General features: G+C 72.3%; 16 protein-coding genes. 4 read left to right on the forward strand and 12 right to left on the reverse strand.

Annotation, left to right across the window (positions count from 1 at the left end; translation table 11 throughout):
• Positions 1-121: 121 nt before the first annotated feature.
• Genes POL72_RS49480 through POL72_RS49490 form a run of 3 tightly spaced genes read right to left on the reverse strand, consistent with a single transcriptional unit; the run spans position 122 to position 2759 of the window.
• Positions 122-916, reverse strand: coding sequence for an ABC-2 family transporter protein (locus POL72_RS49480; RefSeq protein ID WP_308738147.1), 795 nt, complete (start codon positions 914-916; stop codon positions 122-124).
• Positions 913-1719, reverse strand: a complete 807-nt coding sequence (locus POL72_RS49485) for an ABC transporter permease (protein ID WP_272104351.1) — start codon at positions 1717-1719, stop codon at positions 913-915. The genes POL72_RS49480 and POL72_RS49485 overlap by 4 nt, the downstream gene beginning before the upstream one ends.
• Positions 1716-2759 carry an ABC transporter ATP-binding protein gene (locus tag POL72_RS49490; RefSeq protein ID WP_272104352.1) on the reverse strand — a complete coding sequence of 348 codons (1044 nt, stop codon included), beginning with the start codon at positions 2757-2759 and terminating at the stop codon, positions 1716-1718. The genes POL72_RS49485 and POL72_RS49490 overlap by 4 nt, the downstream gene beginning before the upstream one ends.
• A 115-nt stretch (positions 2760-2874) precedes the next feature.
• On the opposite strand from POL72_RS49490, the gene POL72_RS49495 reads away from it, so the two are divergent.
• Entirely contained in the window at positions 2875-5274 is a 2400-nt protein-coding gene (locus tag POL72_RS49495) for a serine/threonine-protein kinase (protein WP_272104354.1), read from the forward strand.
• A gap of 103 nt (positions 5275-5377) precedes the next feature.
• Here POL72_RS49495 and POL72_RS49500 read toward each other — a convergent pair whose 3' ends face one another.
• Positions 5378-6553: an FIST signal transduction protein gene (locus tag POL72_RS49500; protein WP_272104356.1), complete on the reverse strand. Its 1176-nt coding sequence runs from the start codon at positions 6551-6553 to the stop codon at positions 5378-5380.
• A gap of 133 nt (positions 6554-6686) precedes the next feature.
• Between POL72_RS49500 and POL72_RS49505 the strand changes: the two genes are divergently transcribed.
• Positions 6687-7442, forward strand: a complete 756-nt coding sequence (locus POL72_RS49505; RefSeq protein ID WP_272104357.1) for a PP2C family protein-serine/threonine phosphatase — start codon at positions 6687-6689, stop codon at positions 7440-7442.
• A 33-nt stretch (positions 7443-7475) separates the two neighbouring features.
• On the forward strand, positions 7476-7739 hold the full coding sequence (locus POL72_RS49510; protein ID WP_272104359.1) for a hypothetical protein: 264 nt from the start codon (positions 7476-7478) through the stop codon (positions 7737-7739).
• A gap of 238 nt (positions 7740-7977) precedes the next feature.
• Here the strand turns inward: POL72_RS49510 and POL72_RS49515 are convergent, their stop codons facing one another.
• The 6 genes from POL72_RS49515 to dnaB all read right to left on the reverse strand — a co-directional run bounded on the left by POL72_RS49515 (position 7978) and on the right by dnaB (position 18482).
• Positions 7978-10014 carry a PrkA family serine protein kinase gene (locus POL72_RS49515; protein ID WP_276598213.1) on the reverse strand — a complete coding sequence of 679 codons (2037 nt, stop codon included), beginning with the start codon at positions 10012-10014 and terminating at the stop codon, positions 7978-7980.
• A gap of 280 nt (positions 10015-10294) precedes the next feature.
• Positions 10295-11497, reverse strand: a complete 1203-nt coding sequence (locus POL72_RS49520) for a YcbK family protein (RefSeq protein ID WP_272104361.1) — start codon at positions 11495-11497, stop codon at positions 10295-10297.
• A gap of 315 nt (positions 11498-11812) precedes the next feature.
• Positions 11813-12802 carry an L-threonylcarbamoyladenylate synthase gene (locus tag POL72_RS49525; RefSeq protein ID WP_272104363.1) on the reverse strand — a complete coding sequence of 330 codons (990 nt, stop codon included), beginning with the start codon at positions 12800-12802 and terminating at the stop codon, positions 11813-11815.
• An 878-nt stretch (positions 12803-13680) separates the two neighbouring features.
• Positions 13681-16491: a CehA/McbA family metallohydrolase gene (locus POL72_RS49530; RefSeq protein ID WP_272104364.1), complete on the reverse strand. Its 2811-nt coding sequence runs from the start codon at positions 16489-16491 to the stop codon at positions 13681-13683.
• Positions 16492-16535: 44 nt separating this feature from the next.
• On the reverse strand, positions 16536-16964 hold the full coding sequence (locus POL72_RS49535; protein WP_272104365.1) for a DMT family transporter: 429 nt from the start codon (positions 16962-16964) through the stop codon (positions 16536-16538).
• Between the two features lie 15 nt (positions 16965-16979).
• Positions 16980-18482 carry a replicative DNA helicase gene (dnaB, locus tag POL72_RS49540; protein WP_272104367.1) on the reverse strand — a complete coding sequence of 501 codons (1503 nt, stop codon included), beginning with the start codon at positions 18480-18482 and terminating at the stop codon, positions 16980-16982.
• Between the two features lie 484 nt (positions 18483-18966).
• Between dnaB and POL72_RS49545 the strand changes: the two genes are divergently transcribed.
• Positions 18967-19893 (forward strand): PfkB family carbohydrate kinase, encoded by a 927-nt coding sequence (locus POL72_RS49545; RefSeq protein ID WP_272104368.1) that lies wholly within the window; start codon positions 18967-18969, stop codon positions 19891-19893.
• 127 nt (positions 19894-20020) lie between these two features.
• On the opposite strand, the gene rplI is transcribed toward POL72_RS49545, so the two are convergent.
• Positions 20021-20473 (reverse strand): 50S ribosomal protein L9, encoded by a 453-nt coding sequence (rplI, locus tag POL72_RS49550; RefSeq protein ID WP_272104370.1) that lies wholly within the window; start codon positions 20471-20473, stop codon positions 20021-20023.
• Between the two features lie 10 nt (positions 20474-20483).
• The gene (gene rpsR, locus POL72_RS49555; RefSeq protein ID WP_272104372.1) at positions 20484-20804 is read right to left on the reverse strand and encodes a 30S ribosomal protein S18; all 321 of its coding nucleotides are present in this window, start codon (positions 20802-20804) and stop codon (positions 20484-20486) included.
• Positions 20805-20806 lie beyond the last annotated feature (2 nt).

A 20806-nucleotide genomic window follows, 5' to 3' on the forward strand; every position in this document is an offset into this window, starting at 1 on the left:
CGTCTCCTTCCCGATGTCCCGATCCTGCGCTTCTCCCCGGTGTCCGTAGTCCTCCTCGCACCCGGAGGGCAATCGTGTGACGTTAACGCAGCGCGCCGCTCGCCGGAAGCCCTGGCGACGCTCAGCTCGACGCCGATGTATACCGGCCTATCGCGCGCTTCCACACGCCGCGGGCGACGGCGCCGAAGACGAGCGCGCCGAGCGCCGCGGCGGCGGCCGTGCGCGGGGCGATGGTGCCGAGCATCGCCTCCGCCGGGTACGTGGTCATCAGCGCGAGCGGGACGATCACGGTGAAGACGACGCGCCAGAAGCCGGTGAAGATCGTGACCGGCCAGCGCGCGAAATCGAAGATGGAGTTGAAGAGGTAGGCCAGGTTGTCGAGGCGCACGACCCAGAACGCGGCGGAGATGACCAGGATGCAGATGGAGTAGAGCACCAGCGTCGCCGTCACGAGCAGGCCGAGCGCCAGCGCGACGTGGGCAGGCGCGGGGGCGCGCCCCATCTGGGCGAAGGCGTAGGTGAAGATCGCCACCGCGGCCGCGGCGTCCACGACCTTGCGGATCTCGAACCGGGCCGTGGAGACGAGGAACTGCGCGTCGGCCGGCTTGAGCAGCGTGAAATCGAGCGTGCCCTTCCGGATCTGGTCGACCACGCTGATGAGCGACGGGTTCACGGCCCCCTCGAGGATGCCCTTGAGCAGCGTGAACCACCCGACGACAACGAGCGCCCGCTCGTACGTCCAGCCCTGCACCGGCGGCCGGGCCACGAGCGCGATGTGGAGCGGCACCAGCCCGACCACCGTCCACACGACGGTCATCACCGCGCCGAGCAGGAAATCCCACCGGTACTGCATCCCGAGCGCGATCGACACGCGCAGCTGCGTCGCGAGCAACCGGAGGTAACGCACGCCGCTCACCCGCCGAACGCCGAGAACCGCCGGACCCCCGCGCGCCACGCGACGAGCGCGGCGGCGGCGGACGCGGCGGCGAAGGCCCACTGCACCGCGAGCTCGGTGAGCGCGCGGCCCGGGTCGAGCAGGCCGGTGATGAGCTCGACAGGGAACGCGAGGCTGTAACGGAACGGCAGGACCCGCGCGAGATCGGCGAGCCACGAGGGGAACAGCTCGATCGGGACGAGGTAGCCGGCGAGCACCATGAAGGCCGCGAGGTAGACGTCGAACACCGCGGTCGAGCTGTCGATGACGAACGCCAGCGAGCCGATCAGCGCCATGGTGAAGAAGTTGATCGCCCAGGCGCCGACGAGGGAGACGACCCAGAGCCCGAGTTCGAGAGCCGTCGGCTGGAACCGCTCGCCCGACGTCGCGACGAGCGCGATGACCGCGATGGGCAAGCAGAGCGCCGCCCGGAGCGGCAGCGCGGCGAGGTTCTCGGCGGCGTACGAGAAGAGCGGGTGGATCGGCCGGAGCAGGCGCTGCGAGAGGGCGCCGCTCTTGATGTCCATGTTCATCTCCCAGACGAGCCACGAGCCGGTCAGCTGCCGGACGATGAGGATGGCCAGGAAGTACGCGGAGAAGTCGCGCGGCCCGAAGCGGCCGACCGGCGCGCTCGCGGCCACCGCCGACCAGAGCGCGAGGCTCACGAGCGGCATCGTCGTCGTGAGCATCCAGATCAGCATCTCGGCCCGGTACGCGAGCGCGGCCGCGATCCCGACGCGGAGCAGCGTCGGGAACGCCCGGGCGGCCCGAGAGAACCCGCTCATGACGCCGCCCCGCCCGTCGAGCCCGCCGCCTCGCCTTCCGGTCCCACCGAGGGCTCCACGCCCGAAAAGAGCTCGCGCATCACCTCCTCCAGGGGAGGATCCTCGACCGTGAGATCCGCGATGTCGGTGCGGCCGAGCAGCCAGGACATCGCCTCGCGCAGCTCCGCCTGCGGGACCTGCAGCACCGCGTGGCCAGGATCGAGCGAGAGGACGGCGCCCACCCGCTCGAGGAGCGCCCGGTCGACAGGGTTCTTGAAGTGCAGCGCGATCCGCTTGTGAGGCCGCATGCTGCGGACGAGCGCCGCGAGGTCGCCGTCGTAGCGCAGCCTGCCCTTGTCGATGACGATGACCCGCGGACAGAGCGCCGCCACGTCGTCCATGTAATGGGACGTGAGCACGATCGTCGCCCGTCGCCGCTCGTTGTAGCGGCGGATGAACTCGCGGACGCCGAGCTGCATCGCCACGTCGAGCCCGATCGTCGGCTCGTCGAGGAACAGGATCTCCGGCCGGTGCAGCAGGGCCGCCGCCAGCTCGCACTTCATGCGCTCGCCGAGCGAGAGCTGCCGCGTCGGCTTCGTCGCGATCTCGGCGATGCCGAGGAGGTCTTCCAGCTCACCGAGGGTCTCCTTGAAATCCGCGTCGCCGATCCCATAGATCGCTCGGTTCACCGCGAAGGTCTCGGCGGGCGGGAGGTCCCAGAGCAGCTGCTGCTTTTGCCCCATCACGAGGGTGATCCGCTTGAGGAAATCGGGCTCACGGTGCCGCGGGACGAAGCCAGCGACCTCGACCTTGCCGCCCGACGGGTGGAGGAGCCCGGAGAGCACCTTCAGCGTCGTCGTCTTCCCGGCGCCGTTCGGGCCGAGGAAGCCGACGCGCTCGCCGGGGGCGATCGAGAACGAGAGGTCCTCGACGGCGTGGACGGCCTTGGTGCGGCGCCGGAAGAGCGAGCGCACGGTGGCCGAGAAGCCGGCTGCGCGCTCGTGGACCTGGTACGTCTTGGAGAGCGACTCCACCACGATGGAGCTCGACGCCTCTGCCATGGGCGACGGAGACTAGCACCTCCGTGCTGGAGCTCCCGCGACGGTCGGCGCTCGACCGGCCGATCCCGTGGGCTAATCTCGTGACGCGGGGGGCAACGGCCGCCGGAATTCCCCTATGCCGCAGAGCTTCAAGGACGACACGATCCACGACCTTCCGCTCGCGGCGAGCGGCGCGCGGCAAGCGGCCGACCCCGCGGACGCCGTGGCGACCGGCCCGCGGCAGGTCCTCGCAGGCCGGTACGAGCTCCTCGGGCTGGTCGGCATCGGCGGGATGGGCAGCGTGTACCGCGCCCGCGACCTGGAGCTCGAGGAGCTCGTCGCGGTCAAGGTGCTGCGCCGCGAGCTCAGCGTCGCGCCGGAGGTGACCGATCGGTTCCGGCGCGAGGTGCGGCTCTCGCGCAAGGTGACGCACCCGAACGTGGCGCGCGTCTTCGACATCGGCGAGCACGAGGGCGACCGGTTCCTGACGATGGAGTTCGTCGACGGCGAGCCGCTCGCCGCGCTGCTCGCGCGCGAGCGGCGGCTCGGCGTGAGCCGCGCGCTCGACGTCGTGGAGGGCGTCTGCGCGGGCCTCCACGCCGCGCACCGGGCCGGCGTCATCCACCGTGACCTCAAGCCGGACAACGTGCTGCTCGGGCGCGACGGGCGCATTGTCCTGACCGACTTCGGGATCGCGCGCGCGGTCGCGAGCGGCGAGGCGGGCCAGACGCTGGGCGCGGTCATGGGGACGCCGGCGTACATGGCGCCCGAGCAGGTGCAGGGCGCCGACGACGTCGACGCGCGCGCCGACATCTACGCCCTCGGGGCGATGCTCTACGAGATGCTCACGGGTGAGCGCGCGTGGCAGGGCGACGCGCCGCTCGCCGTCGCCGCGGCGCGGCTCTTCGCCGACCCGCCGGATCCGCGGCTCCGGCGCGCCGACCTGCCCGACGCGCTCGCGCGCGTGGTGCTCCGCTGCATGGCGCGCGAGCGCGACGACCGGTACGCGTCCGTCGAGAGCGTCGTGCACGACCTCGCCTCGCTCACCCGCCCGGCCACGGCGACGCCGCCGGCGTTCACGCCGCCGCAGGGGCGGACGGCGGTCTCCGGGGTGACCCCGGGGGCGAGCTCCGGGGTGGCCGAGCACGGCGGCAAGAGCGTCGTGGTCCTGCCGTTCGCGAACCAGGGACCTGCGTCGGACGCGTACCTGGCCGAGGAGCTGACGGACGATCTCGTCGACACGCTCTCCATGACGCCGGGCCTCCGGGTGAGGCCGCGCGGGGCGCTCGGGCGGCGATCGTCCTCCGAGCTCGATCCGCGCGAGATCGGGCGCGAGCTCGGGGTGCAGGTGGTCGTCGGGGGCTCGGTGCGGCGGCGCGACGGGACGGTGCGGATCAACGCGCGGCTCATCAGCGTCGCCGACGGGTTCCAGCTGTGGGCGAAGCGCTTCGATCGCCCCGAGGCGGAGGTGCTGCGGATCAACGACGAGGTGGCCGAGGCGGTCGCGGAGGCGTTGACGCTCGACGGGGCCGCGCCGAACCGCACGGCGCCGAGCGATCCCGTGGCGCTCGACCTGTTCCTGCGCGGGCGCCACGAGTACCGCAGGTTCTGGCCGGAGCACCAGGAGCGGGCGATCGCGCTGTTCGAGCAGGCGCTCTCGCGCGCGCCCGAGGATCCGATGATCCTGTCGGCCTACGCGCTCGCGCGCTGCCGCTTCTGGTTCTTCACGGACCGCGGCGGGGAGCTGGCCACGGAGGCGGCGTCGCGCGCCGTCGCCGCGGCGCCCGGGCTGCCGGACGCGCGGCTCGCGATGGCGTCGGTGCGGTTCCAGCGCCTCGACGTGGTCGGCGCGATGCGGGAGCTCAAGGCGGCGCTCGCGAGCCGCTCGGGGAACGCCGAGGCGGAGGGCCTCATCGGCCACATCCTGCTCGAGTGCGGCGCCTTCGAGGAGGGCGCGCGGCGCGCGCGGTCGGCGCTGGCGCGCGATCCCGAGGTGGTGCTGGCGGCGCAGGCGCTGGCGCGCGCGTACACGCTGCTGGGCAGGTGGTCGGACGCCGACGACGTGATCCGGGCGCATCCGACGGTGGGGAGCGGATCGGGCTACACCGTCCTGCGGATGCGCCGCGTGCTCTGGCAGCGCGACCCGGAGGTGGTCGAGAAGCTCTCTCAGAAGCGCGTGAGCGAGGCGTTCCCGGACCTCCCCACGCCGTTCGCGCAGGTGATCGACGACCTCATCGAGGGGCGGCTCTTGGACGTCCGGCCCGTGCAGGTCGAGGGCGAGCGCCCGCCCGTCACGGCGCTGCGGCGCACGTCGTTCATCCGGCAGCTCCAGGCGGAGTTCGCGGCCTTCCTCGGCCAGCGAGAGCTCGCGCTGACCGCGCTCGAGCTCTCGCTGGCCGACGGCCTGTTCGACCTGATCTGGCTCGAGCGCTGTCCCGTCCTCGCGTCCCTGCGCGACGAGCCGCGGTATGCGGCCGTCCACGCGGCGGTGCAGCGGCGGGCCTCCGCGGTGGTCGCGGTCTACCGCGAGCGCTGAGGCGCGGCGCGCTGCGAGCGCCGAGGCGCGACGCGGCGCGCAGCTCGGCGCGCGCTCAGCTCGGCGCGCGGAAGAGCGCGAGCACGCCGGTGTAGAAAAGCGCTCAGCTCGGCGCGCGGAAGAGCGCGAGCACGCCGGTGTAGAGGGCGAGCCTCGCCTGGCCCCGGGCCCAGGGAGCGATCTCGAAGCTCGAGTGCATGCCGGCGATCGGGAGGTCGGCGAAGCGCTGGCGCAGGATGCGCGCCTCGACGTCGGGTGTCCCGTACAGGCCCTGGCCGCGCCCGGCGCAGGTCAGGTAGAGCGCGAAGCGGGGGGCCGACCCGAGCGCGCTCCGGGACACCTGCCGGGCGATCCCCTCGAGCCCGGCGCGGCCGACGGCGGCGTCGCGGACCGCGAACGCGAGGCGCGCGCCGGGCCTCGCCTCGTCGCCCAGCAGGAGCCCCCGCCGCGAGGGATCGATGCCGCGGACCGGCCGCAGCACGTAACGTGGCGCTGCCGCCTCGGCGGCGTCGCCGCGGTCGGCGCCCGGCGCGCCCGGCGGATCGAGCTGCGGGTCGGCCAGCGCGGCGAGGATGAGCTGCTGCGCGCTTGGCGGCTCGCCGAGCGTGGCGGTCGCGGCGGAGAGCAGGTCGAGCGCCGGCCGCCCGCCGGCGCGCAGCACGACGCCTCCGCTCGCGTCGTCGATGCGGTGGAAGCCGGAGAGCAGCCTGGCGGCGGTCGAGGCGTCGACGAGCGGCGGCGCGAACCCGGTGATGGCGAGGCCCGTCGCCGGGCCCTCGATGAGCTCGCCCTGCGCCGTCACGCCGATGGCGGAGCCGGAGGCCGTCCCGGCGCCGAACAGGCAAGCGCTCGGCGCGGACAGGGCGGGCGCCTCGATCCGCTCGGGCGCGAACGCCCCGGGCCTGGCGAAGAGGATGGCCGTCGCGGAGCGCTGGCCGACGGCGCGGGTGAGCGCCTCCCCCAGGAGGCGGCTCGGCTCCTCGGCCCGCTCGGGCAGCGCGAAGGGCGTGACCTGCCCGCCGGACCACAGCACGCCGCTCGCGCCGGTGTCCCCCTCGATCTCGCCGCGCTCGCTGAGCACGCCCGCGGCCGGCACGACGCAGGCCGGGACGCCGCGCCAGGCGCTACGGACGAGCTCGGCGACGCCCGAGGCGCGCTGGGCGAGCTGTCCGGAGACGAAGACGACGCCGCCCGACGGCGACGGGACTGCGCTGCGCAGATCGGCCAGGTGCTGGAGAAGGCCATCCGGCCCACAGGTCGCGGAGAAGCTTCGTGCCATGGCTGGCTCGCCCATCCTAACCGAGCCTCCGACCACTCGACAGGCCACGCTGAAGAAGTTTATCGTGCGACAGTCGCGCCGGCGCCTCGGGGATTTCCTCACGGGACGGCGAGCGAAGGACCGGGCAAGCTCGATGAGGATCCAATCATTTGGCCGCACCGATGTCGGGCGCCACCGGCGCGCCAATGAGGATGCGTTCTTCCGGGACGATGAGCTCCGTCTCTACATCGTCGCGGACGGCATGGGCGGGCACGCGGCCGGCGAGGTCGCGAGCGCCGAGGCGGTCGAGACGATCTACGGCATGGTGAAGCGGGGCCTTCCTGCCATCGGCGATCCGAACGAGCCGCTGACGCAGCCCAAGGCGCGCGCCGTGCTGCGCATCCTCGAGGGCGCGATCCAGGCGGCGACGTACATGGTCTTCGCGATCGCCGAGCTCGATCGCGACAAGAGCGGCATGGGCACGACGATCAGCGCGGCGCTCATCGTCGGCGGCGCGCTCGTGACCGGCCAGGTGGGCGACAGCCGCATCTACCAGGTCCGCAACGGGACCGCGGTGCAGATGACCGAGGATCACACGCTGATCGCGTGGCAGATCAAGAACGGCCTCATCTCCGTCGACGAGGCCAAGAGCTCGCCTCACCGCAACGTGATCACGCGCGCGGTCGGCAACCGGGACTACGTCGAGGTCGACACCTCGATCGTCGCCGTGGAGGAGGGCGATCGATACCTGCTCTGCTCCGACGGGCTGCACGGGTATCTCCACGCCGAGGAGGAGGTCGCGAGCATCGCCTCGAAGGGCGGCGACGTGGCGGTCGACCTCTTCATCGACCTCGCGAATCGGCGCGGGGGGCGGGACAACATCACGGCGGTGCTGGTCGAGGTGGGCTGACGCGCCCGCGCGAAAGTCGGCTACGCTGCCCGGATGGCGTTGAAGGACAGACTGGTCACCGAGGGCATGAAGCTCGCCGCGAACCCGAACGTGGCGAAGTTGATGCAGGACGAGCGGTTCATGCGGCTGTTCATGACGGCGATGAGCGTGCCCGGCCGGGTCTCCTCGTTCACCGCGGAGCAGAAGGAGACGTTCGCCAAGGCGATGGGCCTTGCGACCGTCGAGGAGGTCCGCGACCTCAAGCGGACGGTGGCCTCTCTGGAGCGCGAGCTCGCGAGGCTCAGGCGCGAAGGCTGAGCCTCGCGCGCGGTTCGTAGGCGCTAGCCAAGCCTCCCCGCCGCGTTCTCCTACATCCGAACGTTTACGCAGTCGTGGTCGTGGTCGTTTACGTTGTCGTGGTCGTGGTCGTGGTCGTTCACGGCCAACCGTTGACGACCACGACCACGACCACGACCACGTAAACGTTCACGTTCACGTTGGTGACTGATGGGGGGCAGGCGGCGCGGCGCCTCGCGCGCCGCGCCCCCGCGAAGGGTCACTTCGTGTCGCCGCGCGCGTAGATGCTGGCCACGTAGTCGAGCACGTCGCGCGCCGAGACCTCGTTGTACCCGAAGTACTTGATCATCCGGGTCTTGATGATGTCGATCTTCTCCTGCGTCTCCTTGTCGATGACGCTCGACACGAGGGTCTGGAGCTTGATCGCGTCCTTCTGATCCTCGAACAGCTTGAGCTCGAGGGCGCGGCGCAGCCGGTCGTTCGTGTGCCACTCGAACTTCTTGCCGTCGACCGCGAGCGCGCCGATGTAGTTCATGATCTCGCGGCGGAAGTCGTCCTTGCGGTTCTCGGGGATGTCGATCTTCTCCTCGATCGAGCGCATCAGCCGCTCGTCGGGCTCGACGTCCTCGCGGGTGAAGCGGTCCTTCACCTTCTCCTTCAGGGTGTAGGCCTTGATCGAGTCGATGTAGTTCGCGGCGAGCTTCTGGATCGCGTCCTCGTCGGCGCTGATCGCCCGCTGCACCTCGTTCTTGACGATCTCCTCGTACTCGCGCTTCACCATCCCGATGCACTCGGTGAAGCGCTTGCGCTGCTCGTCGTTCGTGATGAGCGAGTGGTGCCGGAGGCCCTTCTCGAGCTCGCTCATGACCATGAAGGGGTTGATCGTCCCCTCGCCGAGGTCGTTGACGAGCGCGTTCGAGATCTTGTCCTGCACGTAGCGGGGGCTGATGCCCTCCATGCCCTCGCGCGACGCCTCCTTGCGGAGCTCCTTCACGGTGTCCTGCGTGTAGCCGGGCAGGACCTTGCCGTCGTAGAGCTTCATCTTCTGGACGAGCGACAGGTTGTGCTTCTTCGGGTCCTCGAGCCGGGTGAGCGCGGCCCACATCGCGGCGACCTCGAGCGTGTGAGGGGCGATGTGCTTGCCGCGGATCTTCTCCTTGTTGAAGTCCTTCTCGTAGATCCGGATCTCCTCCGACACCTTCGTGATGTACGGGATATCGATCTTGATCGTGCGGTCGCGGAGGGCCTCCATGAACTCGTTGTTCAGGAGCTTCTTGTACTCGGCCTCGTTGGTGTGGCCGATGATGACCTCGTCGACGTCCGTCTGGGCGAACTTCTTCGGCTTGATCTTGTGCTCCTGCGACGCGCCGAGCAGGTCGTAGAGGAACGCGACGTCGAGCTTCAGCACCTCGATGAACTCGACGATGCCGCGGTTCGCGATGTTGAACTCGCCGTCGAAGTTGAAGGCGCGCGGGTCCGAGTCCGAGCCGTACTCCGCGATCTTGCGGTAGTTGATGTCGCCCGTGAGCTCGGTCGAGTCCTGGTTCTTCTCGTCCTTCGGCTGGAACGTGCCGATGCCGACGCGGTCCTTCTCGCTGAGCACGAGGCGGCGCACGCGCACGTGCTGCATCACCTTCGACCAGTCGCCGCCGTACTTGTCCATCAGGCGGTTGAAGATGAAGCGGCACGCGGGGTCGAGGTCGCCCTCGGTGCGGACGTGGTGCTGCGCGCTCGAGAGGCCGAGCTCGCGGAACGCGCGGTCGCGCCACGCCGGCGGGACGAGGCGCAGCGGCTCCTCGTGCATCGGGCACTTGAAGCGGGCGCTCTCCGTCCCGGCCATGCCGACGTCGTCGAGGTTCACCCAGTCGAACGTGTAGAGCGCGCCGTCGGGGGTCGTCGAGTAGTGCTCGATGCCCTTCTTGAGGAGCCGGGCGATCGTCGACTTCGACGAGCCGACCGGGCCGTGCAGCAGGATGACGCGCTTCTCCGGGCCGTACCCCTCCGAGGCGGCCCGGAGCACGTGGACGAGCCGCATCAGCGGGATGTCGAGCCCGTACACGGCGTCGGCGCCGCCGTGCATCTCGTCCTTGAAGAAGTTGTACCGGATGAGCTTCTTCTTGTTGTCGGTGTATTCCTCGATGCCGTAGCGGATGATCATGTCGTACGCCCGCTGGAACGCGTTGCGCGTCACCTGCGGGTTCTGGCGCACGATCTGGAGGTACTCTTCGAACGTGCCCTCCCACGCGAGATCGCGGTAGAGCGCGAAGTCCTGCATCGCCGCGATCTTCTCAACCATCCCTGTCCGCAACTCGCCCATTTCGCACCCTTTTTCTCCAGGGCGACCGCGGGGCGGCCTTTGCCGCCGGAGGTGCAGGGACAGATCTCGGCTCGCCGAGCTCCGCCCCCGTCTCGCGTCGCGCGCCCAGGGGGAAGAAGCCAAGCTTAACACCGATCGCGGGGAGGCAAGTCACCGCGCCCCGAGGCGCGCTCCATCATCCGGAACGGGAGCGCGCAGCGGAGCGGCCGGTCGCGCGGGTCGAGGTGTGAGGTGCGAGGGCGACCGCGGGGAGGCGACGTCAGCGAGGCACGGCCCCGCCGGAGCGCGTTCCCTGCGCGCCTCCCCAGGAGAGCCCGCCGCTCTCGACGACGCCGGGCCAGGAGTCGACGTATTCCGACGGCTCGCCGGGGGCGGAGATGTCGATCCAGAAGACGCGCCCGGCGCCGGGGCGGCGCACGTCGACATGGACGAACTTGCTGTTCGGGTAGAAGCCGCAGCCCACGTCGTCGAGCGTGCGACAGAACTGAAATAGCGCGGTGTTCGGGACGCCCATCACGTGGATGTCCATGGCGCGCCCCTCGGCGTGCTGGCTGTGGTGCGTGCCGGACGCCGGCCTGCGCGCGGCCGGCGCGTCGCGCGTCGTCGGCGCGCGCGGCCTGTACCCGCTGAAGATGTGGATCCCGCGGCGCGGGAAGGCGTCGGCGATCTGCTGGAGCAGCCAGAGCAGGCGCGGGTGGACGAGGCGGACCTGGGGCACCCACTCGAGCGCCCGCTGCCAGGTGTCGGCGTCGGGCTCATCGGGGAGCTCTGCGCCCGGGTCCGGCGCGTCGGGCGGACGGGCCATGATCGACAGGCGATCCAGCGCGCCGGGCGCGACGGATCCGTCGCAGCGCACCAGCTCGAAGGCGTCGTGCTGGCCGCCGTACCGGGCGAACTGGACCGGGCCCCTGCGGCAGCGCCAGTCGAGCGGTTGCTTCTTCGGCAGATCCCAGAGCAGATCGAAGCCGTTCGAGGAGAGGCTCGGCCCCGTGGTCGCGAGCACCGGCGGGCCGAGGATCGGATCGAGCTGGCGGAACCACGCCGGAGCGGCCGGATCGAGCCGGAGGGGGCCGGGTAGCTCGAAGGGGATGAAGGGAGAGCCGGCGCTCGCGAACGCCGTGGAGCCGAGGGCAGGGGAGGCGAGCGCGTGCTCGCCGAGCGCGTCCGCGGCGTCCGGCCGCGCGCCGCCCCAGGCGAGCTGCCACCACGGCTGCTCCCGCCATTTCCCGTAGGCGCTGCTCAGGTAGAGCCGGAACGGTCCGGGCCGCTCGACGGCGGCGTTGTGGAAGGCGCGGAGGAGCGGCAGCTCCGGCGCGACCGTCTCGTTCAGGTTGAAGCTCGCGCGCTTCGGCGGCTCGTCGAGCAGGCTGGCGCTGGCGCGCTGGGGGGCGGCAACGAGCAGCGCAGCGAGGCCGAGGGCTGTCGCGAGGCTGTGGACGGCGGCGCGGGACGTTGCCGGCATGGGATCGACGAGGGGTGAGAGTCGGGCGAGGAAGGTAGCTCACCCAGCGGGCGGGCGACCCTGATTTGCCACAAACCGCTAGCTCGGGGGATGAAAACCCACCTGCGGGGGGTGGCTCCCTGGGCGTTAAAGCTTCGCGCCGCGTTCTCCTACATCCGAACGTTTACGTGGTCGTGGTCGTGGTCGTGGTCGTGGTCGTTCACGGCCTATCGTTGACGACCACGACCACGGCCTATCGTTGACGACCACGACCACGACCACGACCACGACCACGACCACGACCACGTTGGTGACCGATGGGCGCGTGGCGCGTGCTCAGGGGGGCGCGGAGGCGCGCGTCAGCCTGTCCCGCACGGCGTCCCACGCGGGATCCTCGGGGACGGCGGCGATGACGATCACGTCGCAGCCGGCGTCCTCGAGCCGGTGCAGCGCGGCGTAGAGCGTCGCGGCGTAGCCAGCGGGATCTCCCGGGAGGAGCTCGGCGTGCGGTCCGGTCGCGGTGCGGCTGCCGTGCTCGATGGCGCCGGCGCGCGCCCCGGCCTGCGCGGCGCGATCGAGCTCGCCGCGGACGGCCTGCGCGGGGACCAGCGCGACCTGCGCGCGGGGGGCGTAGTGGCGCGCGTGGGTCCCCGGGGACGGGGCGCGCTCGGCCGGGGCGGTGATCAGCGCGGCGGCCGCCTGGAGCGGCACGAGGGCGGCGATCGCCTCGGCCGTGACGTGCCCCGGGCGGAGCACCCGCGCCGGCGAGCGCGTGACGTCGACGATGGTGGACTCGATGCCGACGGCGGTCGGCCCGCCGTCGAGGATCGCGTCGATGCGCCCGCCGAGGCTCTTCTCGACGTGCTCGGCCGTGGTCGGCGAGATCTCGGTCGAGCGGTTGGCGCTCGGCGCGGCGATCGGCAGCCCGACCGCGTCGAGCAGGGCGCGCGCGACCGGGTGGACGGGGATGCGGATCGCGACCGTCGGCCCGCCGGCGGCGACCACGTCGGCGACGCGGTCGGCTCGGCGCGCGACGATCAGGGTGAGGGGTCCTGGCCACATGGCGTGCGCGAGCCGCTCCGCGTCCGGCGGCCAGCCGTCCGCGAGGGCGCGGGCAGAGGCGACATCGGGGACGTGGACGATCAGCGGGTTGCCGGGCGGCCTCCCCTTCGCCTCGAAGATGCCGCGCGCCGCGCGCGCGTCGTCGGCGCGCGCGCCGAGGCCGTACACGGTCTCCGTGGGGAAGGCGACGAGCCCTCCGCGGCGGAGGATCTCGGCGGCCCGTGCGATGGATGCCGCGTCAGCGGCGAGCCGCTCGGTTCGCATGCGCCGCGGTCCATGTTGCCCGGGCGCGCGGGAGGCAAACGAAAAGCGATCCCCTCCGGCCGCTCGTTTGGATGCCCCCCCGCGAGGTCGCGATCTGGGGCAGAGGCTCCTCTCGTGAGCCGACGGCGAGGTCGCGATCTGGCGCGGAGGCTCCTCGTGAGCCGATGGCGAGGTCGCGACCTGGTGCGGAGGCTCCTCGCGAGCCGGCGGCGAGGTCGGGACCTGGCGCGGAGGCTCCTCGCGAGCCGGCGGCGAGGTCGGGACCTGGCGCGGAGGCTCCTCGTGAGCCGATGGCCTGGTCGCGACCTGGCCACTTGTATGAAAAGATCCATTTCTTCAGATCGGGACCGGCCTCCGGGGCCGAAAAGATCCTCCGCGATAGGTCGTGACCTGTTCGCGGCCTCGCAAACGAGCGCCGGCGCTGGTCGTGACCTTTGGCACAGGTCCTTTCTCGACGTGCACGCACCAGGGGCGCCGTATCAATCGTACAGATCCATTGGCGCCGTCGGTGCGCTCGTATCGGAAGGGTGGGCAGCTCGCGTCGCCTTGGAGTTCCAGCCGCCGGTCCTCTGGGTGTACTGGTTCCACCCACCAGGAGTCCGGCGAGGGATCCGGAGAGAGATTTCAACGCAAAGTCGCAAAGCCGCAAAAAAACAAACTTCGTACATCCTTGCGTCTTTGAGCTCTTGGCGTCTTTGCGTTGGAATCCTCTTTGCTCGCTTCTTTCGCGCGCCAAGGACGATTTGGAAGCAAAGCTGGACCGCTACACGTAATGCGGCACAGCCGGGCCAGGCGCCGGCCAGCTTGCGGCAACGCGTGCTGCCCGCTTCATGCGGGGTTGCGCTGCTGTGCCTGGCGCGTCACCGAGCTCGCCGCGCTCAAGGGCCTGTCGCGCGGCCGAGGGAGCGGCCGTCGCCGTCGGCGTCGATCCAGAGCGGCGCCGTCATCGCGAACGGCGTGATCTCGCCCGGGTCCCCCGCGAGCACCGGCTCGAGCGAGCGCCGCCCCCGGACGATCGCGACGACGAAGGTGTCCTCGGCGACGGAGATCGCGCCGTGCGCGCTCTGCCCGGGCCCGCGGTCGCCGCGCGCTGCGCCGGCGCGGGCGTCGGGCCGCGGCGCTCGTCGCCCGCCGCCGGCTCCGAGGACGACGGGGATCGCGATCTCGTCGAGGAGCGCGCCCGCGGGCGTGGTGCGCGCGCCTTCCAGCGGAATCGGCGCGCCGATCGCGACGCCGCCGACGAGCACGTGGAGCTCGCGCGCGTCGACCCACGGGGCACGCTCGACGCGGATCGAGAGCGAGAGCGGCCCGCCGCGGGACCCGCGCCGCGGCGAGGCGACGCCGCCCTGGCGGGTGTCGCCGAGGCGCATCGTCACGAACGGCCCGTTCGTGATCACCACGTCGCGCCGGCGCCGCAGGCCCGCGACGAGATCGGCCACGTCGAGCCGGCCCGGATCATCGTCGGCCACGGCGACGTACGTGCGCGGGTAACCCGCCTCCGCGCCGTGCAGCCCGTGGCTGTCGCTGGTCGCCGTCGGCGTGACCGGGTGGGACGCGCGGAGCAACGCCCAGAGCTCCTCGAGCGCGCGGTCCCGCGCGGCCGCGTCGCGCCCGGTCCAGACCTCGACGGCATCGACGCCGGCGCCGTCTCCGACGATCTGCGCGAGCTGGCTCGGGCCCTGATCGGGCGCGACCTGCGGCGCTCCGGATCCATGCAGCGGTGAGCCGCCGCCGTGCTGCCGGCTCACCTGGACGACGCGCTCGCCGGGCAGCGCGCGCACCTCGCGGAGGATCTCGCTCGCGGTCTCGTCGACCCAGCTCAGCGCGCCCTCGCGGGGCGCGGCCGCCTCGCTGCCGAGCGGGAACAGGCTGAGGCTCCCGAGCCCGGCGCCGCTCCGGCCGCCCGTGAGCTCCACGCCCGGGAGCATGCGCAGCCTCGTCTCGAGCCGCAGGGCCGCGACGTCCGGCCGGAGATCCGAGGCGAGGTTGTGCTCGCTCGCCACCGCGCACTCCACGCCTTCCGCCGCGCTCCAGAGGAGCCGCAGGGCCGAGGAGACGCCCGCGTCGGCGCTCCGCGCCGTGTGCTGCCGGAGGTCGCAGGCGATGTAGCCCGACGTGTCGACCACCCGCTCCAGCGTGAGATCGAGCCGCGACGTACCGCCGTCCGTGACGTCGACCGTCGCCTCGGTGAGCGCGTACTCGGGCCCGCGCGACGCGACGACGCGGACTCGCCCGGGAGGCAGGGAGACATCGAGCTCGCCCATGAGCGCGAGCCGGGGCGGCGAGAGCGCCTTGCCGGTCGCCGCGTCGAAGAGGCTGACCTTCGCCGGCGCGAGCGGATCGAGGGGATCGGGGGCCGCGGCGGGCGCCGAGGCGCCGCCCTCGCGCACCCCGAGGTAGAGCCGGCCGGCGCCGGAGAGCGTGAGCCGCGCAGGGGCCATCTCGCCTGCGCGGATCCGGATCCGCGCGCTCCCCAGCGCCCGGCGGCCGCTCCCTTCGAAGCCGACGAGGTAGAGGCCGGGCGGCGCCTCGGCGGCGAGCGGCGCGCTGTCGCCGGTTCGCAACCACAGATCGAGCGCGGCGGCGGGCGGCGCGGCGCCGTCCTCGGCGATCGGCGTCAGCGTCACCTTGCCGGCCAGGGGCGGGAGCGGCGCGCCGCGCCCGTCCACGAGCGCGAGCGCGACGCCGCCGGGCGCGCCGCCGCCCAGAAAGAAGAGCTCCGTCTCGACGGCGAGCGAGTCGCCGCGCGGCGCGACCGCGAGGATCCGCTGGTACGCGGCGCGCCCGCCGGGCGGCAGCGCGGCCTGCCGAGCGAACGTCACGTCGCTGAAGCCTTCGCCGCTCCGCGCGCGGACTTTCGCGCCGTCCACCGGGGCGAGCGCGTACGCGACGCCGGTCCCGACGCCGGCCAGGTACGGCGCCTCGAGCTCGCCGCGGAGCCCCGGCGCCATGCCGGGCGCGACGTGCTCCGCCGCGCCCCAGTGGACGACGTCGCCCAGGTCGAGCGCCTCGACCGGGCGGTCGCCGTCGTTCTGGAGCGACGTCGCGATCATGACCGCCCGGTCGCCCGGCCGGAGCGTGTAGCGGGTGGTGACGGAGAGCGCGCCGCCGGCGAGATCGCGCCCGCGCACCTCGCCGCGCGCCTCGATCCAGGCGGCGCCGTCCTCGCCGCCGCCCGTGGTGATGTCGCGGTAGATCACCTGCCGCGGCGGCGCGCCGAGCCGCGTGACGATCTGCCCGAGCTCGTCGCGGCGCGCCCGCGCGTCCGCCGCGTCGATGAGGTTGCCGCCGCTCTCGGCGAGGCCGGCCCCGGGGCCGAGCTGATCGACGACCACGGCGATCGCGTCGTTCTCGAGCACGTAGTCGCCGGGCCGCCCCGCCGCGAGCGGACCGGAGAGCGCGTCCGCGGGCCCCGTGATCCGCCGGACGCGCGCCGGCTGCGCGGCGCCGCCGTCCCTCGGGCAGAGATCGCCCTGCTCCGCGCCGCCGCGGCCCCACCGGCAGAGCATCCCGAGGCGCTCGACGGCGCCGGAGGACACGACGACGCTGCCGCCCTGCACGGGCGGCGCGCAGGTCGCGGAGGCGAGCGCGAGCGCGCAGAGGCTCGCCGAGCGGAGGGCGTGGCGCGCGGCGCGCCCCGCGCGCGCGGGGCTCCTGGGGGTGCGGTGGCTCTCGGGCGAGCGGGTCATCGGTCCTCTTCCGACTCCGATGCGCGGCCGCGGCGCGGCTTGGGTCAGGAGCGCTCGGTGGCGAGGACGAAGAGGGCGGCGAGCCCCAGGCCGACGCCGAGCGCGCGGCGCGCGGTGAACACCTCTCCGAAGAGCAGCGGCGCGAAGAGCGCGGCGATCGCGATGCCGCCGGCGAACACGATCGGTCCCGTCGCGGTCACCGGACCGCCGATGCGGAGCGCCATGAAGGTGAGCGTCGCGACGCCGCTGATGCACAGGCCCGCGGCGCAGGCCCAGAGCACCCCCTGGGCCGACGGAGGCGTCTCCGTGCCAGGGCGGAGGAGGAGGAAGACGAGGATCCCGACGGCCGCGGTGCCCTCGAGGCACAGCGCGCCAAGGGCGTCTCCGACCCGGCCTGCCGCCGCGCGCAGCATCAGGTAGTGACCGGCCATGCAGAGCGCGGCGAGGAGGGCAGGGACGTACCAGGCGGACATGTCGTGCGTCGCAGCCTACTCGTCGTCCACCATCTCCGGGTAGTCGCCCGGCGCGAGGTTGTCGAACCGGGTGCACGAGGAGGTGAACCGCGTGAGCACCTTGCCCGTCGGCCCGTTGCGCTGCTTGGCGACGATGAGCTCGGCGATGCCTTTGTGGTTGGTCGTCTCCGGGTTGTAGTACTCGTCGCGGTAAATGAAGATGATGTTGTCGGCGTCCTGCTCGATCGCGCCCGACTCGCGGAGATCCGACAGCTGAGGGCGCTTGTCCTTGGTGGTCCGCGTCTCGACGGCGCGGTTCAGCTGGGAGAGCGCGATGACCGCCACCTTGAGCTCCTTCGCGAGCTGCTTGAGACCGCGGGAGATCTCGCTGATCTCCTGCTCGCGGCTGCTCACGCCGTCCCGCCCCTTCATGAGCTGCAGGTAGTCGATGACGATGAGCCCGATGCGCCGCCCCGAGCTGCCGTCGCTGGGCGGCCGATCGTACTCGGCCTGGATGCGCCGCACCTTGGCGCGCAGCTCGAGGAGGGAGATGGCCGGCGTGTCGTCGATCCAGATGGGCAGGGTGGACAGGAACGAGGCGGCCTCCGTCAGGCGGCGCCAGTCGTCGGGCTGCAGGAAGCCCTGGCGGAGCTTGCCGACGTCGACGCGGCCCTCGCTGCAGACCATACGTGTCGCGAGCTGCTCGCGGGGCATCTCGAGCGAGAAGACGGCGGCGCCGAAGCCGGGATCGTGCCGCTCGACGCCGTGCCCCGACTGGTCGGGCCCCGGGGAGCTCACGGTGCGCGGCGACGCCACGTTCACGGCGAGGTTCAGGACGAACGACGTCTTGCCCATGCCGGGGCGGGCGGCGATGATCGAGAGGTCACCGTCGTGCAGGCCTGCCGTCTTGGCGTCGAGCTTCTCGTACCCTGTCGAGATGCCGGTGATCCGGTCGCCGCGCTCGGCGGCGGCGGTGATCTGCTCGAACGCGGCCTTGAGCACCTGGGCGATCGGCTGGGTCGCCGTCCCCTGGGGCGTGCGGGCGAGCTGGTAGACCGCCTGCTCCGCGCCGTCGATGTACTCCTGCACCACCCCGACGTCGCCGTACCCCTCGGCCGCGACGCGCTGGCACGTGGCGATGAGCTGCCGCACGCGCCATTTCTCGTAGACGACCCGCGCGTGCGCCGCGACGTGCGCGACCGCGGGCGTCGCGTCCGCCAGCTGGGCGAGGTACGCCGCGCCGCCCACCTGGGCGAGGCGCTCCCGGTCGCGCAGCCACGACGCGACCGAGACGATGTCGATGGGCGTGCCGGCGGCCGCGAGCTCCTGCGCGGCCTCGTAGACGCGGCTGTTCGCCTCGCTGTAGAAATGGTCCGCTTTCAGGATCTCGAGCACCCGATCGAGCGCGTCGCGGTGCAGCAGGATGGCGGAGAGCACCGCTGCTTCGGCGTCGAGGTCGTGCGGCGGCACGCGTCCGGCGACGATGGGAGGCTCGATCCTCTGAGGCCGCTGGCCTCGGCGCTCCATCATTCTCATCATCCGTGCTTCTCCTCCCCACCGATTCCCCCCATCCCGCCCCGAGCTTTTCCACAGGTGCCGAAATGGGCGACGCCCCGGAGAGGAAACGTTCCTCCGGGGCGTCGGGTGCAGGGTTGATTTCCGTCTACCAGAACATGGGCAGCCCTGAGAAGGGTTTCTGTTTGCATTGCAGTGAGCGTTCGTGCGGTGGGCATCCCAATGCTGGTTCCACGTCGAGGGGGCGCTCTTCCATGACCGGAGGCATGGTCGGAGGCTTGCTCGGACGCTTTCGAGGAGGCCTCGTCGGCGGCCGCTGCCGAGGGGCCTCGCGGCGAGGCGCCGACGCCGGCGGCGAGGTATGGAAATTGAGCAACCCCGGTCTCATCGCCATTTCTTTTCGCGCTTGACTCAGCTGCGATGACGCTTCGCGCCTCGGCGTGAGCCATCGCGGGGAGCCGCCATTGTGGATCACAAAACACGCCATACAAGGATTGAGCCCGCCGAGGTGGTCTGCGTCGGTGAAGCGCTGTGGGATCTCTATGCGCCCGAAGGCATTCCGCTCGAGCAAGCGAAATTGCTGCGCCGTGTGCCGGGGGGCGGGGCGGTGAACACCGCGACGGCGCTCGTCCGGCTCGGCATACGGTCGGGGCTGTGCGCCGCGCTGGGCGATGACGCGATGGGGCGCGGGCTCAAGGACGAGGTCGCTGCGGCCGGCGTCGACGTGGGACGGCTCGCGCTGAGCGCGGCGCGCACAGGCCTCATGCTCGTGGCGATCGAGCGCGGCGAGGCGCGCTTCGCGGGGTACAGGCAGGGCGAGAGCGAGGCGCAGGCGCTCGCTGCAGCGATGCCCGAACGATGGCAGACCCGGGTCGTACACTTCACCGGGATCGCGCCGGTGCGCGGGGCGAGCGGCGCGCTCGCGCGGGCGGCCGCGAGCGCTCGCCGCGAAGGGTGCGCCGTCTCGGTCGACGTCAACGCGCGCCCGCGGATGTGGCCGCGCGCCGAGCGCGCCGCGTCCGTCCCCGGCGCGGGGGCCGGTGCCGCGTCGGCTTCCGACGCCGGCGCAGGCGTGCGCGGCTGCTTCCGGCTGTTCGGGCAGGCGGACCTCGTGAAGTGCAGCGCCGGCGACCTCGACGTGCTGGGGACGACGGCGCGCGGGCTCCGCGAGCGCCTCCGCCCCGAGGCGACGCTGGTCGTCACCGATGGCGCGCGGGAGACGCTCCTGCTCGGCCCCGGGGGCGAGCGCGCCGTGGCGCCGCGCCCGGTGCGCCCGCACGATCCGACGGGCGCGGGCGACGCCTTCTGCGCCGGGATGCTGGCGAGCCTCGTCTGGGAGGGGCGAGCGCGGTGGGGGGACGCGGCGCTCATGCTGCGCGCGGTGGCGCGGGGGCACGACGTCGCGCGGGCGTGGGTCAGGCGGAAGCGCGGCTGAAGAGGGCACGCCGGCGCAGCGGGAGAGGGAACTCGGCTGAAGGGGGCGCGCCGGCGCAGCGGGAGAGGGAGCGCGGCTGGAGGGGAAGCACGGGAGCGCGGGCTGAGCCGCGCTCCCAGGCGCTGCGCTACTTGGCGGAGACCGTGACCTCGACCGACGCCGTGATGGACGGGGCGAGGCGGATCACGACGGGGTGGGCGCCGAGCGACTTGATCGCGTCGGTCTCGATGCGGCGGCGGTCGACGCTGAAGCCCTGCGCGGCGAGCGCCTCTTCGATGTCGCGCGCCGTGACCGAGCCGTACAGCTTGTCGCCCTCGCCGACCGGGCGGCTGATCGTGAGCTTGACCTGGTTGAGCTTGCCCGCGAGCTGCTCCGCCTCGGAGCGCGTCTTGGCGGCGCGCGACTCGGCGACCCGCTTCTCGTGCTCGATGCGGGACACGTTCTCGGCGGTGGCGCCCACCGCGAGGCCGCGCGGGATGAGGTAGTTGCGCGCGAAGCCGGGGCGAACCTTCACGAGCTCGCCGCTCTTGCCGACGTTGTGGAGGTCCTCCGTGAGGACCACATGGATGTGGGTTGCCATGATCGACCTCCTACGCCGTGACGGTGAACGGCAAGAGCGCGATGTTGCGCGCGCGCTTGATCGAGAGGGTCACCTTGCGCTGGTGGCGCGCGCAGTTGCCGCTGATGCGGCGCGGGACGACCTTGCCACGCTCCGAGATGAAGTACTTGAGCGCCTGCGGGTCCTTGTAATCGATGACCAGCGCCTTGTCCGCGCAGTAGCGGCAGACGCGCTTCCGGCCCGTGCGGCGGCGCCCAGGGGCGTCGGCGTTCAGGTCGGGCGTGCGCCCGAAGTCGCGATCGTCGTAGTCAGCGCCGCCGTTGCGGCCCATGTCACTGTTGCGGCCGTTCATAG

The sequence above is a fragment of the Sorangium aterium genome, assembly GCF_028368935.1.
Lineage (GTDB): Bacteria > Myxococcota_A > Polyangia > Polyangiales > Polyangiaceae > Sorangium > Sorangium atrum.

Excerpts from the sequence above, each read along its gene's own strand:
- POL72_RS49485 (WP_272104351.1), bottom strand. The coding sequence starts at position 1,719 with ATGAGCGGGTTCTCTCGGGCCGCCCGGGCGTTCCCGACGCTGCTCCGC.
- POL72_RS49490 (WP_272104352.1), bottom strand. The coding sequence starts at position 2,759 with ATGGCAGAGGCGTCGAGCTCCATCGTGGTGGAGTCGCTCTCCAAGACG.
- POL72_RS49495 (WP_272104354.1), top strand. The coding sequence starts at position 2,875 with ATGCCGCAGAGCTTCAAGGACGACACGATCCACGACCTTCCGCTCGCG.
- POL72_RS49500 (WP_272104356.1), bottom strand. The coding sequence starts at position 6,553 with ATGGCACGAAGCTTCTCCGCGACCTGTGGGCCGGATGGCCTTCTCCAG.
- POL72_RS49505 (WP_272104357.1), top strand. The coding sequence starts at position 6,687 with ATGAGGATCCAATCATTTGGCCGCACCGATGTCGGGCGCCACCGGCGC.
- POL72_RS49510 (WP_272104359.1), top strand. The coding sequence starts at position 7,476 with ATGGCGTTGAAGGACAGACTGGTCACCGAGGGCATGAAGCTCGCCGCG.
- POL72_RS49515 (WP_276598213.1), bottom strand. The coding sequence starts at position 10,014 with ATGGTTGAGAAGATCGCGGCGATGCAGGACTTCGCGCTCTACCGCGAT.
- POL72_RS49520 (WP_272104361.1), bottom strand. The coding sequence starts at position 11,497 with ATGCCGGCAACGTCCCGCGCCGCCGTCCACAGCCTCGCGACAGCCCTC.
- POL72_RS49525 (WP_272104363.1), bottom strand. The coding sequence starts at position 12,802 with ATGCGAACCGAGCGGCTCGCCGCTGACGCGGCATCCATCGCACGGGCC.
- POL72_RS49530 (WP_272104364.1), bottom strand. The coding sequence starts at position 16,491 with ATGACCCGCTCGCCCGAGAGCCACCGCACCCCCAGGAGCCCCGCGCGC.
- POL72_RS49535 (WP_272104365.1), bottom strand. The coding sequence starts at position 16,964 with ATGTCCGCCTGGTACGTCCCTGCCCTCCTCGCCGCGCTCTGCATGGCC.
- dnaB (WP_272104367.1), bottom strand. The coding sequence starts at position 18,482 with ATGATGAGAATGATGGAGCGCCGAGGCCAGCGGCCTCAGAGGATCGAG.
- rplI (WP_272104370.1), bottom strand. The coding sequence starts at position 20,473 with ATGGCAACCCACATCCATGTGGTCCTCACGGAGGACCTCCACAACGTC.
- rpsR (WP_272104372.1), bottom strand. The coding sequence starts at position 20,804 with ATGAACGGCCGCAACAGTGACATGGGCCGCAACGGCGGCGCTGACTAC.